We start from the raw sequence: 15624 nt of genomic DNA, 5'->3' as shown, positions 1-15624 counted from the left end.
TTTTTGTTCGTTCGGCGTACTCGCGCAACGCGACAATCAAGCCATGGCGTTGCCCCGCGATCTGGAGACGTTTTCGGCCATCCTGCGTGCCGAGGGCCCGAGTGCTGCACTCGCCTACTTGAACGAAGGCGTGCCGCACCGGTTCAGCGCGGTCTATCGGTTCGCCGGCCCCCTCCTTCGCAACGTTTTGTTTCACGACAAAGCAGGAGAGATGCGGCCCGAGTTCCTTGCGGCGGTGCCTTTCGACGCGAGCTTTTGCCAGTTCGTGCTTCGCGATGGCGTGTTCCGGACGAACGACTCGGCGGCCGACACGAGGCTCAAAGGTCACCCTTACCAGGGCGTGGTCGTCTCGTATCACAGCGTTCCACTGATGAGCGACGCCGGCGAACCGTGGGGCACGCTGAGCCATTTCGACTTGGCATCCCTGCCGCTCTCGGACGATGAGTTCGAGCTTCTGAAGAGCGCCGCCAAGCTCATGCCGAGCTTTCTCGTCGAGCACTGACGGCGGAGCACCGTGGGTCCAGCCGCTTGGAGCGCCTGCAGGAATCGAGCCGCGCGTTAGGTCGCGCACTCTACTTTCCGCATACCCCCACACGCAAAATGCTGCACTGCACCATGGATACGCTCTCAGACAGTCTCTTGCTGGGCCTCGACGATCTCGTTGCGGACGTTAGCCATGCGCGGCGCAGGGAAGACCTCGGGCGCCTCGCGCTCCTTTGCTATTGCGACCTGCGGCCGTGGGCACGCTGTGCGGGAGCAGAGCGCCTGGCTGAACTCACCTGGGCGTTGAACACACGTGCCCCACCCGGCAGCCGGGCATTGTTTCTGCAACGAATCGACGTCGTTATCCAGGAGCTCGAAGACATCTGTCGCCGCTCCGGGCGGACAGCAACTGCCGAATCGCTGCTGGCTGCGCGGCGCCACTGACCACTGGTTGCTCTTCACGGCGTTACACCGGAAGATGATGCAGAGGCCATCGCCACGCCGACCCGCCTTCAACTGACGACTTTGGAACTCACGTCTGGCAACACGCTCGAGTGCGCAATCATGCTCCTGCAGGCACGTCACGAGAAATGCAAGCTTTCAGCGTAGGACCGAACCGCAAATTGACGACCTGCCTCCGCCGCACGCCCTAGCATTGCGCTCAAGTCCACATGAGCACCCGAAGGAGTTCGGCCCATGAATCAGCGCAGCGATGACACCGCAACGGTACCCCGAGATTTGGATGCCTATGCATTGCGGCCTCGCGCCTCTGCCGGCGGAGCGACGCTCGCATCCTCGCTCGCGAACTTCTTTCGCAAGAACGATCGCGCGACCCCTTCTTCTTCTTCTTCTGCCGCCGAAGTTGAATTCGCCGCGAGCGAAGCGGAAGCGCGAGAGGCGGCCGTGCAGGCGACGCTGTTCAGGCATTGGAACGCTATCAAGGCCGAAGGCATCTCCGCATCCCAGTTCATCGCATTCCTGCAGCCGCTCGCCGACCTGGACGGGATCATGGTCTCGTACATCTCCAGCGATGAGGACGGGGGCGAATGCCTGTACACGCCTCGCCGAAACGAGGCCGGGCCGAATAGCAAAGTCGAGGCGCTTTACCGATAGGTCGGTTGCTCGCGCCAGGCGTCGTCGGCGCGCCGCCGGCCGCTTAGCAAAGCGGACAACGCAGCACCCCCGATCGCGGCGATCAACACCGCACACATCGGCTGCCGGATCACATAGCCGCGCACAACGTCGAGCGAGTGCTCCACCTGACTTTTGAGTCGCGCTGTGCCCGGCGGCACCGATGCCGTGGGCAGCGTTTTCGATATCACCTGCGCGTCGTCGACCACGGCGCTGGCTTCATCCGCGACGGTCGGGGTCGGTTCATCGAGGTCGTTTGGCATCATCTTCAAGGTCCTTCGTCGCTGGGCGGTGCAATCTGTTGCGGTGAAGAAATCCTCCCAGACCTCGCGTCGCTCCTTGTCAGAACGGGACGATGCGCGACGTAAGAGCAACGCGGTGCCGGCTGCCAACTTGACCCGCCACGGACAGCCCTGACGATTGCAGGGTAAAAATCGATGGGATGCATCAAGTCCATTGCCCTTTGCCGCGTTTCCCTCGTCTCGCCCTGATGGCGCTCGCGCTTGCCCTGCTGGGAGGCTGCGCCTCTGCGCCGGCCACCGCGCCCTTGCAGCCATCGCCGCCGACCGCGAGCCCCGCAGCAGCCACAACGCCCCCCGCGCCCATGCCCGCGCCACCAGGCGAAGCGGAGCTGCAACCGGGCTTCGCACAGTGGGTGGCGGACTTCCGCGCCAGCGCGCGCGCAAGAGGCATCAGCGAGGCAACGCTGCGCAGTGCCTTCGACAACGTCCAGTACCTGCCCCGCGTCATCGAACTGGACCGCGCGCAGCCCGAGCTCACGCGCACGGTCTGGGACTACCTCGAGAACGCCGTGACGCCCCAACGCGTGGCGGCAGGCCAGGACAAGCTCCTGCAGTTGCGCATCGAGACCGAAGCGGCGGCGTCGCGCTACGGCGTGCCGCCCGGCATCCTTGTCGCGATCTGGGGCATGGAGAGCAACTACGGCAGCAACTACGGCAACACCCCGACCGTCGACGCACTCGCGACGCTCGGCTTCGAGGGGCGTCGCGGCGACTGGGCGCGCGCCGAGTTGCTCGCGGCCCTGAAGATCCTCGACAGCGGCGACATCGCGCGCGAACGCATGATCGGCTCCTGGGCGGGTGCGATGGGCCAGACCCAGTTCCTGCCGTCGAACTTCCTGGCCTACGCGGTGGATGCCGACGGCGATAGCCGGCGCGACATCTGGGGCAGCATGGCGGACGTCATGGCCTCGACCGCGAACTTCCTCTCGCGCGCGGGCTGGCAAGCGGGCAAGCCCTGGGGCGTCGAAGTCCGGCTGCCGCCGGGCTTCGACTTCGGCCGCGCCGACACGGCCGTGCGCCAGTCCACCGCTCAATGGGCCGCCGAGGGGCTGCGTGCGGTGGAGGGCCAGCAGCTGCCGGAATTCGACGACGGCACCATCCTGCTGCCCGCCGGCGCTCGTGGGCCCGCCTTCCTGGTCGGACCGAACTTCCGCGCCATCCTGCGCTACAACAACTCGACCAGCTACGCGCTGGCGGTCGGCCTTCTGGCGCAGCGCCTGGGCGGCGGCTCCGGCGTGCAGGCGTCCTGGCCGCGCGATCTGGTCGTTCTCACGCGCAGCCAGTTGCTCGAGCTTCAGACCGCGCTCAACCAGCGCGGCTTCGCCAGCGGAACGCCCGACGGCGTGATGGGCCCGGCCACGCGTGACGGGTTGCGCCGCTATCAGCGCAGTGTCGGCCTGCCTGCGGATGGCTATCCGAGCGTGGAGCTGCTTCAGCGGCTGCAGCAGCCTTAGCGAAGCACGCTTCTCTGCTCGCTTTTCGCAGCGCTCGGCCCGCCGGCGCTGCCCGCGGCGCTGGGAACAGGACGATCCCCTGCTCCATCCAATGGACACAGGCTGCTGATTCGCCATCCGCTGCGGGCGTCACGCAGCCCAGTGTCCGTCGAGGAGCTGCGCATGATCACGTCACGTTGTCGAACTCCAGTCGCTCTCGCGGCCGCTGCCGCGCTGACCGTTGCATGTGGCGGTGGTGGCGGTGGTGGCGGAGTTGGGAGGCACGAGCGGCTCGGCCGCCAACCAGGCCGCGCGCTCATCGCGGAGGGCCAGAAGATCTTCCGCTTCGACACCTTCGGCGACGAAGCTCGATGGACCGACACGCTTCGGATGCATGAGGTCATCAGCACCGCGGTCAGCCCCGCGACAGCGCTGGCGGTTGGGCTGAAGGTCGACGCCGAGGCGCTGCCGCCGTCCGTGGTGGCGGGCATCCAGGACGGCAGCGTCGATCTCGCGAGCCCCGCCACGACCGTTGCCTTGCTGAAGCTCGACGCGGTGGTCGGCCTCAAGGGCACCGTGGAAACTGTCAACGGCAAGGATGCGCTGACCCGCGTCGGCATCACCTGCGCGCTCTGCCACTCGACGGTCGACAACTCCTTCGCGCCAGGCATCGGCAAGCGGCTCGATGGCTGGGCCAATCGGGACCTGAACCCCGGCGCCATCATCGCGCTCTCCCCTGCGTTGGACGCCGCCAGGAAGGCCGTCTATCTCTCCTGGGGCAAGGGCAAGTACGACCCGCGCTTCAACATCGATGGTCTCAACAAGCCGGTGGTCATCCCGCCGGCCTATGGCCTGGAGGGCATTCACAGCGTGACCTTCACGGGCGACGGGGCCGACATCGCCTACTGGAACCGCTATGTCGCCGTGACCCAGATGGGCGGCCAGGGCAACTTTTCCGACCCGCGCCTGAACCTGAACATCACCAACGGCACCGTGGACCTGGTCACGAGCAAGCTGGCTGCGTTGCAGGCGTACCAGCTGTCATTGAAGGCCCCTGCCGCACCCGCGGGCAGCTTCGACCCCGCTGCAGCCGCGCGCGGCAAGATGGTCTTCGACGGCGCGGGAAAGTGCGTGACCTGTCACAGCGGCGCCCTCCTCACGGACGCCAATTCGACGTTGCATCCGCCCGCCGACTCGATGGCGGAACCGGAAACGCCGAGCTACGCCGCCCGCTCGGCGACCAGGATGTACCGCAGCTCGCCGCTGCGAGGCGCTTGGCAGCACGCGCCCTACTTCCACGACGGATCCGCCGCCACGCTCGAAGAGGTCGCCGCGACCTACAACACCCGGCGATCGCTGGGCCTCACGCCGCAGGAGATTGCAGATCTCGCCCAGTACCTGAAGTCGCAGTGAACGCCGTCTTATCGCAGCGCCTGCCTCGCAGCGGCGATGAACGGCTCGATGAACGGACTGTCCACGTCGTGGCGCCGGGAGACGGCCACATCGAAGCCTTCGCTGACGCCCGTCAGCTTGCGCACGACGACACCCGGAGGCAGGCCCGCGGCAGCGCACGCAGGAACCACGGCACAGCCCTCGCCGGCGAGCACCAGAGCCAGCGCAGCGTGCACGGTTTCCACGCGCTCGACCACCTGAACCGTCACCTGGTGCCGCCGAAACAGGGCGGCCACCATCGAGGTGTCCACGTCCTCCCTGAGCGAAGGCAGGGCAATCATCTTCTGGCCCTGAAGCCGTTCCATCGGAACCGAGGCGAGACGGGCGAGCGGCGAGCGTGACGGCATGGCGAGCCGCAGCGGCTGCGTGCCGACGATGGTGTTGGCCACTTCGGCGCGCTGGATCGCCGGCATGCACAAGCCGACGGTCACCTTATGCTGCAGGACCTGCGCTTCACAAGTGGCAGCACTCATCTCGACGAATTGCAGTTCGACGTCCGGCAAGGTGCGATGAAGAAGGGGGACGAGCTTGGGCAGGATGGCGTAGCCCAAGGAGAACATGTAGCCCACCGTGAGCCGGCCGCGTCGTCCGGACCCGACCGCGCGAGCGGCCTCGAAGCCTTCGTGCGCCAGGGCCAGGGCTTCACGCGCGCGCGCGAACAGGGCACTGCCTGCGTCGGTGAGCCGCATTCCCGTCGATTCGCGCAGGAACAGCGGCGTCCCGACCTGCGCCTCGAGGTTGCGAATCTGGACGGACAACGGCGGCTGCGCCATGTGCAGCCGCTGGGCCGCCTTGCCGACGCTGCGGGCCTCTGCCACGGCGACGAAGTAACGCAAGCTCTTGAGATCCATGCTCATACGATTTCGATATGTGCGGATTGTGAACGAGTATTGGACCGACAAGCAGGTCGTTGGCACTCTTGATCCTGTCGCCGGCTGAAGTGGCCGGCATCTGACAGAGGGATGCTGGATGACCGAGGAACTTTGCTTCTGGACTGCCGTGCGGCTTCGCGAAGCGATCGCGCGCCGTGAAGTCTCGCCCGTGGAGGTGACCCGTGCCGTGCTGGACCGCGCCGCGCGGCTGCAGCCGAAGCTCAATTGCTTCATCACGCTCTGCGCGGACGAGGCCATGCGCGACGCCAAGGCTGCGGAGCAGGCCGTCATGCGCGGCGAAGCCACGGGGCTGCTCCACGGCATTCCCTATGCCTGCAAGGACCTGGTCAACACCCAGGGCGTGAAGACCACCTTCGGTTCGCTGCTGTTCGCCGACAACATCCCGGCCGAGGACGCGGTGGCCATCGCCCGCCTGCGTCACCAGGGCGCGATCCTCGTCGGGAAAACGACGACCTCGGAGTTCGGCTCGAAGTGCCTGACCGATGCGCCCTTGTTCGGACGCACGCGCAACGCATGGCACCCGGATCGCACCAGCGGCGGATCGAGCGGCGGCGCAGCCGTGGCGGTGGCGGCAGGGCTCGCACCGATCGGCATCGCCACGGATGGCGGAGGCTCCACGCGGATCCCGGCGGCCTGCAATGGCGTCGTGGGCCTGAAGCAGTCGATCGGCCTGGTTCCGCATTCGCAGGCGGAGGACGTCATCGGCAATCTCACCTACGTCACGCCCATCTCGCGCACGGTCGCCGACACCGCGCTCATGCTCCAGGCGATGGCGGGCGAGGATGCCTGCGACCCCTGGTCTGCCGGCGCCCAGGCTGCGGACTACCTGCAAGCCGTGCAATCGGCGAGGAGCCTGCGCGGCAAGCGCATCCTCTTCGCGGATGTGCCGTCCGGAAGGCCGATCGCTGCCGACGTTGCGTCCTGCTTCGAGTCTGCCCTGGGACTGTTGCGGGACCTGGGCGCGGAGCTGGCCGAGATGCCGCCGGCGTCGGACTTCGACATCGAGCCGCTTTGGCGCACCATCAATCACACGGTGTGGAAGGCACGCTTCGGCAAGATGGCCGAGGAGCAGCCGGATCGGATGAGCCCCTCCCTGCTGCAGCAGCTCGCGCTCGCGAACGACTACACCGCAGTGGACTACCAGCAAGCAAACTTCGCTCGCACCCGGCTGTTCCGGCATGTGCAGGCGCTGCTGCGTGACCACGATTTCATCGTGGTCCCCACGCTTGCGCGCACCGCCCTGCCGATCGACCAGGACCTGTTCGGCAAGCTCGAGATCGACGGGCGGCTCTTCGACGAGGTGCGCTCCAACTGGTTCCCCTGGACCATGCCCTTCAATCTGACGGGCCACCCCGCGATCACCATCCCCTGCGGCTTCGGGCGCGACGGACTCCCGATCGGGCTGCAGCTGGTGGGGCGCCTGCGCCAGGAGTCGGACCTTCTTGCCGCGGCGGCGGTGTTCGAAGCCGCCAGTAATCTTTTGGGCCGTTGGCCGGATCTAGAGGTGCAGTGATGAATGTGTTGCAGTATTTCCGTTCCTCGTTGTGGGTCGCAGGCTTTGCGGCGCTTGCAGTCGCCTCGGCGCCGGCGCAAGCGCAAGTGCCGGCCGGAGGCGCCCATCCGCTGCGCCTCGTCGTCGGGTTTCCACCCGGCGGCGCGCTGGACACGCTGGCGCGGGCGCTCGCCGAGCAACTGCGCACCGGTGGCGAGGAACAGGTGATCGTGGACAACCGGCCCGGCGCCGCCACGCGGATCTCCATCGAGTATGCGAAGCGCGCTGCGCCCGATGGCAGGACCGTGCTCCTGTCTTCCAACGCGCCGTTGGTCATCTTCCCGATGACCTACAGGCAACTGGCCTATGACGTCGATCGCGACTTCATTCCCGTGGCCCATCTTGCCGAGGTTCCCACGGTGATTTCCACCGGCGCGGACCGGCCCTACAAGACCTTGCAGGACTACGTGGGCTGGGTGCGCGCCAACCCGTCGCAGGCGAGCGTGGGGCTCACCAACCTGGGCGGGACACTGCACTTCGCCGTCCTCGGCATGGCCAAGACCGTGGGCGTTCCGCTGACGCCCGTGGCCTACAAGGGTGGCGCGCCGCTGGTGACCGACCTGGTCGGCGGGCACGTTCCCCTGAGCGCGGATGCCCTGGCCAGCCAGTTGGAGCTCCATCGCGGCGGCAAGGTGCGCATCCTGGCAGTCTCCGGCACGCGCCGCAACGCGTCCCTGCCAGATGTTCCGACCGCGCGCGAGGCCGGCATCGATGCCTTCGACCATGCGAACGCCTCGTACAGCGCCTTCGTTCCCGCAGGCACGCCTGCGGCGGTCGTGCAGCGCCTGGAACGGGCCTTCGTGGCCGCCATGCAGCAGCCGCAGGTGAGGAGCGCGATGACGCGCGCAGGCCTGGAGGCCACGGGCCTGCCCGGCGCCGCAGTCAAACGCATGCTGGGCGAGGAGCGTGACTTCTGGCGTCCCCTGGTGCAGGCCTCGGGATTCCGCAGCGAGGAGTGACCGCGCCCCGCGCGCCGTTCAACCAAGGAGATTTCCATGCGCAAAGCGATCAGGAAGACTTCTGCCTGCACGCATCGTCGTGCAGCCGTTCGGGCCGTGGCCCTGCTCCTTGCGGCGTATGTGGTGCCGCTGGGACAGGCGGCCGCCGCGGCCTACCCCGAGCGTCCGGTGACGATCGTCTCCGCGTTCCCCGCCGGCGGCATCGTGGATGTCATTGCGCGCCGGCTCGCGCAGCATTTTTCCGAGCGCTTCAAGCAGAGCTTCATCGTCGACAACCGCTCGGGTGCTGCCGGCAGCATCGGCTATTCGGCCGTGGCCCGTGCAGCCCCCGACGGCTACACGCTGGTCGTGGCCAGCGGCCCCACGACGATGGCGCCACCCGGCGCGGCGGCGCCTTCCTGGCAGCCGCAGACCGCGTTCAGCGCGATCGGGATGATCGGCACCATTCCCCAGGCGATCATCGTGAGCAACGGCTTGCCGGTCCGCTCGCTGCCGGATCTCGTCGGCTACGCCAAGGCACGACCGGGCCATGTCAACTACGGCTCTGCAGGCGCAGGCACGACGCCCTTCTTCACGATGGAGCTGCTCAAGAGCCAGCAGAAGATCGATCTCACGCACGTGCCTTATCGAGGCCAGCCCGAGGTGATGACGGACCTGGTGCGGGGCGAAATAGGCGTCACCGCGATGACCGTGCCGCTGGTCGTCCAGCAGGTTCAGTCGGGCAAGATCAAGGCGATTGCCGTCACTTCGAGCACCCGGGTCGCGTCGCTGCCGGACGTGCCCACGGTCGTCGAACAGGGCATGCCCGACCTGGCCATCTCCAACTGGTTCGCCCTGATGGGGCCAGCCAGGCTGCCGCCGGAGGTGGTGGCCACCCTCGCCCGTGCGCTGACGGAAGCGCTCGCGGCGCCCGATGTCCAGGCCAGCCTCAAGGACCTGGGGCTGCTCATCCAAGCCGCACCGCCCGCCGAGACACAGGCTTTCGTGCAGGCGGATCTCGCGCGCTGGATCGCCATGTCCCGAACGCTCGGCACCGACACCCCTACCCTCAAGGAGACAACGAAGTGAACAACGATATCGCGCAACTTTCATCGCGTGCCAGACCCGAAGGCATGGATGCCGACGAGTGGCGGCTGCGCTGCGACCTCGCGGCCTGCTACCAGCTGACGGATTTGCATGGCATGTCGGACCTGGCCTCGACCCACATCTCCGTGATGCTGCCCGGACCCGAGCATCACTTCCTCGTGAATCCGCTGGGCACCCTCTTCGACGAGATGACGGCATCCGCCCTGATTAAGGTGGACCTCGACGGTCGCGTGGTGCAGGGGGACCCGTCACTGCTCAACCCCGCGGGGTTCATCATCCACAGCGCCGTCCACATGGCGCAGACGGACCTGGTGTGCGTCATGCACAGCCACACCCGTGCGAACAACGCGATCGCGATGCAAGCCATGGGCCTGCGGCCCCTGAGCCAGAAGGCCTGCGTCATGCTGGACTTCCTGGGCTACCACGACTACGAGGGCACGGCGCTCGACGAAGACGAACGCGAGCGCCTCGTGCGTGACCTCGGCCCCGAAGGCCGTGTCCTGGTCCTGCGCAACCACGGCGCCCTGACGGTGGGACGCAGCGTCGCAGAGGCTTTCTGCTGGATGCTGCGACTGGAGACGGCATGCCAGTTCCAGATCGACGGACAAGCCGGCGGAGTGCCGCTGCACGAACTGTCCGAAGCCACCATCCGGCACACCCGCGCCCAAGGCCGCAAGATGCTGGGGCCTGGTGGCTTCATGGAGGTCGGCAAGCTGGAGTGGCCGGGACTGCTGCGCAAGCTGGAGCGCGAGCGCGGGAGCTCCTATCGGACGTGAGCACGAGCTGCGACGGAGGCCGTTGGCGCGCCAATGTCGGTTCTCAATTCACCTGGAATTTTTGCAGCTTGGTTTGAACTTGAGCCTGTCAAAAATTTTGTGTTCGAGGCATAGCATGACGACCAGGAGCATGTATGCCAGTAAGCAAGACGAAGATGAAGAACGCGGCGATCGCCGCCAAGATGGCGGCGCTGCCGTCGATTCCGAAGGAGTTGATTGACCAGTTCGTCACCGGCCCCATGACCGGTGACGCAGTCAATGAGGCGACGGCCGCGTTCAAGAAGGCGCTGATCGAGCGCGCCCTGGGTGCCGAGATGTCGCACCACCTGGGCTACCCGAGCGGCGCGAGCAAGCCCGAGGCCAGCGGTGGCAATCAGCGCAATGGCAGGAGTGCCAAGACGGTTTTGGCCGGTGACGGGCCACTTCGCATCGAGGTGCCGCGCGACCGCGAGGGCTCCTTCGAGCCAGTGCTCATCCCAAAGCACGAACGCCGGTTCACCGGCTTCGACGACAAGATCGTGGCCATGTACGCGCGCGGCATGACCATGCGCGAGATCCAGGGCTTCTTGATGGAGAGCTACGCGGTGGAGGTGTCGCCCGAGTTCATCAGCTCGGTCACCGACGCCGTCATGGCCGAGGTCGGAGCCTGGCAGGCCCGGCCGCTGGAGCCGATGTACCCGGTGGTCTTTTTCGACGCCTTGCGCGTGAAGATCAAAGAAGACGCGGTGGTGCGCAACAAGGCCATCTACTTGGCCTTGGGGGTGCTGCCCGATGGCACGCGCGACATCCTCGGCCTGTGGATCGAAGGCACCGAGGGCGCCAAGTTCTGGATGAAGGTATTCAACGACCTGAAGACCCGCGGCGTGGGTGACATCCTCATCGCCGTCACCGATGGCTTGAAGGGCATGCCCGAGGCGCTGGCGGCGGTGTATCCGGCTACCACGTTGCAGACCTGCATCGTGCACCTGATACGCAACTCGCTGGACTACGCGAGCTGGAAGGACCGCAAGCTGCTGGCCGCGGCGATCAAGCCAATCTACACGGCCGCGAGCGCCGAAGCGGCCGAGGCCGAACTCGATGCCTTTGCTCAAGGCCCCTGGGGTATCAAGTTCCCGACCGTGGTCGCGGCTTGGCGCCGTGCGTGGGATCGGGTGATTCCGTTCTTCGCGTTTCCGCCGTCCATCCGCCGGGTGATCTACACGACCAATGCCATCGAGAGCATCAACGCGCAGTTGCGCAAGATCATCAAGTCGCGCGGCCACTTCCCCAGTGATGACGCGGCCTCCAAGCTGATCTGGCTGGCGTTGCGCAACATCACGACCGACTGGGGGCGCGCGGCGCACAATTGGAAGGAGGCGATGAATCAATTCGCGATCCTCTACGAAGAGCGCTTCACGCACGCGGCCCAAGGCAACGCAAAATCAGGAGGTTGAACCATGAATACATGGCTCAACCGGGGCGCCTCCGGCGGCCTGGCGGGGGCCTGAAGACATAAGAAAAAACAATCGAGAACAAATCAATCAACCGGCCTCGAACACAAAAATCCTGACAACTCCTTGAACTTCCCCGGCTCCATCGCCCCTAGGTCTGCGTGGCAGCCATCGCGAACCGTTGTGCGTACTCTTTTGGCGTCACCCCAAGGCGCCGGACAAACGCCCTCCTCAAGACGTCCGCGCTCTGGTAGCCGCATCGGCGCGCAATCGATTCCAGTGACCGCCCTCCAAGCTCCAGCGCTTGGCACGCTGCTTCGAGCCGTACCTCCTCAACATACTTCGCAGGCGTGGTCTTCATCTCTCGTTGGAACATCCGCACCAACGTTCTGACACTGGTGGTTGCGACCTCAGCAAGCATCTCGACCGTTATCTCCTTGCCCAGGTGCTCGTTTACCCAAATACGCAGGCCATCGAGGACAGGGCTCAACCCTTTCTGAGCCTGGAGCGAGACGCTGAACTGAGCTTGTCCTCCTGGTCGTCGAAGAAACAAGACCAGGCCCTTTGCGAGCTCCAACGCAACAGCGTTGCCCAGGTCTTCCGCTACCAATGCGAGGGCGAGGTCGATTCCAGCCGAGATTCCCGCGGACGTATAGAAGTTTCCGTCCTTCACCCAAATCGGATTCGGGTCGACCTGCACTGCAGGGTAGCGCTCGGCAAGCCGATTCGCCATGGCCCAATGGGTTGTCGCTCGGCGGCCGTCCAGCAGCCCGGCCTCTGCCAACGCAAACGCGCCAACACATATCGAGCAAACCCGCCTTACGGTTTTGGCTCGAACTCGTAGCCAATCGATAGCAGTGCGGTCCAAGTGCTCCAGTGAGCCCATGCCAGTGGCCACGATGAGCGTGTCGACGGGTCTGCCCGCGCGGCGCTCATCGGCCAGCGTCCGGTGCCCTCTGAGACCGATACCAGTGTCGCTTTCCAGGTGCACGTCTGTGCCTGCACTCACCAGCTCCAGCGTGTAGGGCGCAGTTTCTCCTGTGTGCATCTTGTTGGCCAAGGCAAACACCTCTGCCGGCCCTATGACATCCAGAGCGTCCACAGGCGGCAGGCCCAAGATGAGCACCCGCTTTTGAGCGGACCCGATAGGGGGGCTTCCATGCTTCGTTCGCTTGTTCATCAGACCTCCGGCGTCGAGGAATCAAGACTTCATTTTGGCGCAAATCGTCTGAATAATGTCTTTTGCGCCACCCCTCCGGTTTTTAAACTTGAGTCCAAGTCAACCAAATCCGAGGCATTCCAAAATGGGCTCACTTGTCACTGTCAGAGGAATCACAAGTCCCGACACGCAGCTTGCTCGCAAGGCCGTCTCGCTGGTCCATCGAATGCACTCCGAGACGATGAAGAACCACTTGCACCGCACCTGGTGGTTCTCCGAGTTCCTTGGCAAGAAGCGCGGCCTGAAGTACGACCGAGAAGCCGTCTACCTCGCCTCTCTTCTTCACGACCTGGGCCTCACCAACGAGTACGCAGCAGACAACCGATTCGAGGTCGACGGCGCGGATGCCGCCAGCCGATTCTTGATTGCAGAGGGCTACCCGGAGGCAAAGGCCCAGCTGGTCTGGGATGCCATCGCCCTGCACTCCAGTGCCGGCATTGCCGACCGTCGAGAGCCGGAAGTTGCCCTGGTGCACATGGGCGCGCACGTGGATGTCATGGGGCTTCGGATCGAAGAAATCACCCCCGGACTCATCGATGACACGCTTGCCCTGTACCCACGTCTTGGCTTCAAGGCGGCGTTTCAAGAGGCTCTCGCAGCGGTCGCGCGCAAAAAGCCGCATACCGCGGTCGGCACCGGCCTGGCAGACATCGGGCGCCGCCATGTTCATGGATTGGAGGTCCCGAACGTTTGCGACTTGCTCGACCACGCTCCGTTCGAGAGCTGAACCGCAAAAAGGAAAAAGTGGCCTTGTGCCTCCACTGAACGGGCACAGTTTTGTCGACTGCGAGCATATGCCCGTAGCGGCTGAAAGGAACGAAATCATGACTCAAGCAGACATTCTCGTAAGTGGCGCAACCGGCCGTACCGGCGGCGCAGCGATAGACACATTGTTGAAGATGGACAGGCGCGTGCGGGCCTATGTGCGTGCGGATGGCGACGCTGCCCAGGCCCTGCGAGAGAGGGGCGTCGAGATTGCCGTAGGCGACTTCACCGACCTCGATGCCATTCGCTCGGCGATGGAAGGGATTCGCTCCGCCTACTTTCTGCATCCCCTCAGCCCGGGCATCGTGCACGCAAGCGCATTCTTTGCGCAGGCTGCGAAGGAGGCGGGTGTCACTGCCATCGTCAACATGTCGCAGATTTCGGCCCGGCGGGACTCGAAGAGCCATGCCGCGCAGGACCACTGGGTTGCAGAACGTGTTTTCGACTGGTCAGGCGTGGCGACGACCCACCTGCGTCCCACCTTCTTTGCCGACTGGCTCGTCTACCCCCATTTCGCGCATGAGATCTGGGCGAAGAAGCGCATTCAGTTCCCGTTCGGAGACGGGCGTCACGCGCCCATCGGCACCGACGACCAGGGTCGCGTCATTGCAAACATCCTGCACAACCCTTCGGGACACGGGGGAAAGACCTACACCCTTCATGGCCCGGTCGAGATGAATCACGACCAGATTGCCGCAACCATGAGCGACGTACTTGGCGCGAAGATCGAATATGCGCCGCTCTCCATCGAAGCGTTCCGGCATGAGATGCAGCACACCTACAAGTTCAACCCGTTCCTCGTTCAACACCTGGTCGAGGTGGCCCAGGACTATCAGAACGGAGTGTTCGCGGGGACAAATGATGCCGTCGAGCAGGTGACGGGTGAGGCGGCGCTATCCGTTGCGGACTTCATCGCGAAAAACCGAGACGCGTTTGTCTAAAGGGCTGAGTCCGGCTCGGAATCCAGGAGCTTGGCATGCCTGTAGTCGATGCGCCCACAGGGGTCGAGGATTGCAGCTGCTTTGCCATCATGAGGGCCGCCCGGCAGGCCGCAAGGTTGTACGACGCGCATCTGAAGCCGACCGGGCTACGGATATCGCAGTTTCTGATCCTGGCTTTGCTCGAAGAGGTCAAGAGTGCGCCCATGAACACCCTTGCTGAGCGTCTCGACACGGAACGGACGGCCATGGGAAAGATGGCCTCCGTTCTGGAGCGAGATGGCCTGGTTCAGATTGGCCCCGCGCCCACTGATGGCCGCATGCGCCTGGTGGAGCTCACGCAGGCAGGGGAACGACGCCTTCGCCAAGCCTTTCCACTTTGGCTGCAAGCGCAGAGCCGGATGGACGCATTGAATGGAACGCAGAGAGTGATCGCGCTCAGGATGGAGTTGGCTGGGCTGGACATGCGCAACACATCCGCTTAGTGAGCCGGATCGACAGCTAGAAGATGGAAAAGGAAATCGACTTCGCGACCGCGTCGCGAATGTGCCGGATGCGTTCCCGGTTGAGTCGCTCGGCATCGTCGGCATCGCTGCGCTCGATGGCGTCCAGCAACTTCTGGTGTTCCTCGATGGCCGCTTCCAGGCGCCCCGGCAGCAGCGCAGTGCGGCTGCCCGTCAGCCGCAGGCGATTCTCGATTGCCAGGACATGTTCCGACAAGGTGGCGCTGCGGCAGCATTCCACGAGCGCACGCCGGAATGCCAGCGCGTGATCGAGGTACACGGCGACGTCGCCTTTCCTGGCGCTCGCGGCCAGTTGCTGCATCAGCTTCTTGAGTCGTTGCAGGTGATGGATGTCCATGTTGCGCGTGGCGAGCCGTGCGACCAGCCCTTCGAGGACTTCGCGGATGTCCAGCAGCTCGATCACTTCTTCCGGGCGGAGCTGGGTGACGGTGACGCCCACGAAGGGCGTCCGGCGGACCAGGCGCTCCACCTCCAGCTGGCGGATGGCCTCGCGGATGGGCGTCCGGCTCACTTCGAGTTCGGCCGCGAGATCCTGTTCCGTGAGCTTCGATCCCGGCTTGAGCTCCCCGCTCAGGATCGCGGCGCGGATCCGATCGCAGACCTGCTCGGCCGACAGCGGCTGGGGACCTCGCTTTCGCAATGCGCTGAAATTCTCTGATGTCATGCAACCGTTATACAAGA

17 protein-coding genes are annotated in these 15624 nt (G+C 65.1%); 13 read left to right on the top strand and 4 right to left on the bottom strand.

The genetic code is table 11. The features are described 5' to 3' along the window. The first annotated feature begins 43 nt into the window (after positions 1–43). The 3 genes from GXN78_RS38305 (at position 44) to GXN78_RS38295 (ending at position 1596) form a co-directional block, all read left to right on the top strand. Positions 44–502: a guanylate cyclase gene (locus GXN78_RS38305; RefSeq protein WP_106556870.1), complete on the top strand. Its 459-nt coding sequence runs from the start codon at positions 44–46 to the stop codon at positions 500–502. A gap of 113 nt (positions 503–615) precedes the next feature. Beyond that, the gene (locus GXN78_RS38300) at positions 616–927 is read left to right on the top strand and encodes a hypothetical protein (RefSeq protein WP_146163047.1); all 312 of its coding nucleotides are present in this window, start codon (positions 616–618) and stop codon (positions 925–927) included. Between the two features lie 252 nt (positions 928–1179). Continuing rightward, positions 1180–1596, top strand: a complete 417-nt coding sequence (locus GXN78_RS38295) for a hypothetical protein (RefSeq protein ID WP_146163046.1) — start codon at positions 1180–1182, stop codon at positions 1594–1596. Here the strand turns inward: GXN78_RS38295 and GXN78_RS38290 are convergent. Next, complete coding sequence (locus tag GXN78_RS38290) at positions 1587–2006, bottom strand: hypothetical protein (protein ID WP_164256307.1); 420 nt, start codon at positions 2004–2006, stop codon at positions 1587–1589. The genes GXN78_RS38295 and GXN78_RS38290 overlap by 10 nt on opposite strands. A gap of 98 nt (positions 2007–2104) precedes the next feature. Between GXN78_RS38290 and GXN78_RS38285 the strand changes: the two genes are divergently transcribed. Together GXN78_RS38285 and GXN78_RS38280 are read left to right on the top strand one after the other, a co-directional pair. Next, positions 2105–3370 carry a lytic murein transglycosylase gene (locus tag GXN78_RS38285; RefSeq protein ID WP_239143076.1) on the top strand — a complete coding sequence of 422 codons (1266 nt, stop codon included), beginning with the start codon at positions 2105–2107 and terminating at the stop codon, positions 3368–3370. 162 nt (positions 3371–3532) lie between these two features. Continuing rightward, positions 3533–4762, top strand: coding sequence for a c-type cytochrome (locus tag GXN78_RS38280; protein WP_164256305.1), 1230 nt, complete (start codon positions 3533–3535; stop codon positions 4760–4762). An 8-nt stretch (positions 4763–4770) separates the two neighbouring features. On the opposite strand, the gene GXN78_RS38275 is transcribed toward GXN78_RS38280, so the two are convergent. Continuing rightward, positions 4771–5652: a LysR substrate-binding domain-containing protein gene (locus GXN78_RS38275; RefSeq protein ID WP_106556975.1), complete on the bottom strand. Its 882-nt coding sequence runs from the start codon at positions 5650–5652 to the stop codon at positions 4771–4773. A 118-nt stretch (positions 5653–5770) separates the two neighbouring features. Here GXN78_RS38275 and GXN78_RS38270 point away from each other — a divergent pair, with 118 nt between their 5' ends. The 5 genes from GXN78_RS38270 (at position 5771) to GXN78_RS38250 (ending at position 11500) form a co-directional block, all read left to right on the top strand. Then, positions 5771–7207 carry an amidase gene (locus GXN78_RS38270; protein WP_106556864.1) on the top strand — a complete coding sequence of 479 codons (1437 nt, stop codon included), beginning with the start codon at positions 5771–5773 and terminating at the stop codon, positions 7205–7207. Beyond that, complete coding sequence (locus tag GXN78_RS38265; RefSeq protein WP_106556863.1) at positions 7207–8205, top strand: tripartite tricarboxylate transporter substrate-binding protein; 999 nt, start codon at positions 7207–7209, stop codon at positions 8203–8205. The genes GXN78_RS38270 and GXN78_RS38265 overlap by 1 nt, the downstream gene beginning before the upstream one ends. Positions 8206–8241: 36 nt before the next feature. Continuing rightward, positions 8242–9273 (top strand): tripartite tricarboxylate transporter substrate binding protein, encoded by a 1032-nt coding sequence (locus tag GXN78_RS38260; RefSeq protein WP_106556862.1) that lies wholly within the window; start codon positions 8242–8244, stop codon positions 9271–9273. A 44-nt stretch (positions 9274–9317) separates the two neighbouring features. Beyond that, complete coding sequence (locus tag GXN78_RS38255; RefSeq protein WP_106556974.1) at positions 9318–10067, top strand: class II aldolase/adducin family protein; 750 nt, start codon at positions 9318–9320, stop codon at positions 10065–10067. Between the two features lie 155 nt (positions 10068–10222). Then, a complete protein-coding gene (locus GXN78_RS38250) occupies positions 10223–11500 on the top strand; it encodes an IS256 family transposase (RefSeq protein ID WP_106561513.1) in 1278 nt (425 codons plus the stop codon). A gap of 148 nt (positions 11501–11648) precedes the next feature. On the opposite strand, the gene GXN78_RS38245 is transcribed toward GXN78_RS38250, so the two are convergent. Continuing rightward, positions 11649–12677 (bottom strand): helix-turn-helix domain-containing protein, encoded by a 1029-nt coding sequence (locus tag GXN78_RS38245; protein WP_106555467.1) that lies wholly within the window; start codon positions 12675–12677, stop codon positions 11649–11651. Between the two features lie 124 nt (positions 12678–12801). Here GXN78_RS38245 and GXN78_RS38240 point away from each other — a divergent pair, with 124 nt between their 5' ends. The 3 genes from GXN78_RS38240 to GXN78_RS38230 all read left to right on the top strand — a co-directional run bounded on the left by GXN78_RS38240 (position 12802) and on the right by GXN78_RS38230 (position 14904). After that, positions 12802–13443 carry an HD domain-containing protein gene (locus GXN78_RS38240; protein WP_106555466.1) on the top strand — a complete coding sequence of 214 codons (642 nt, stop codon included), beginning with the start codon at positions 12802–12804 and terminating at the stop codon, positions 13441–13443. A gap of 97 nt (positions 13444–13540) precedes the next feature. Then, positions 13541–14422 carry an NmrA family NAD(P)-binding protein gene (locus GXN78_RS38235; RefSeq protein ID WP_106555465.1) on the top strand — a complete coding sequence of 294 codons (882 nt, stop codon included), beginning with the start codon at positions 13541–13543 and terminating at the stop codon, positions 14420–14422. Positions 14423–14457: 35 nt separating this feature from the next. Beyond that, a complete protein-coding gene (locus tag GXN78_RS38230; protein ID WP_106555464.1) occupies positions 14458–14904 on the top strand; it encodes a MarR family transcriptional regulator in 447 nt (148 codons plus the stop codon). Between the two features lie 16 nt (positions 14905–14920). Here the strand turns inward: GXN78_RS38230 and GXN78_RS38225 are convergent, their stop codons facing one another. Further along, positions 14921–15607, bottom strand: a complete 687-nt coding sequence (locus tag GXN78_RS38225; RefSeq protein WP_106555463.1) for a GntR family transcriptional regulator — start codon at positions 15605–15607, stop codon at positions 14921–14923. Positions 15608–15624: the final 17 nt, after the last annotated feature.

This window comes from Variovorax sp. WS11, from assembly GCF_010499245.1.
Classification (GTDB): domain Bacteria; phylum Pseudomonadota; class Gammaproteobacteria; order Burkholderiales; family Burkholderiaceae_C; genus Variovorax.
The sequence above is the reverse complement of the archived record's forward strand: the minus strand, read 5'-3'. Positions and strand labels throughout refer to the sequence as shown.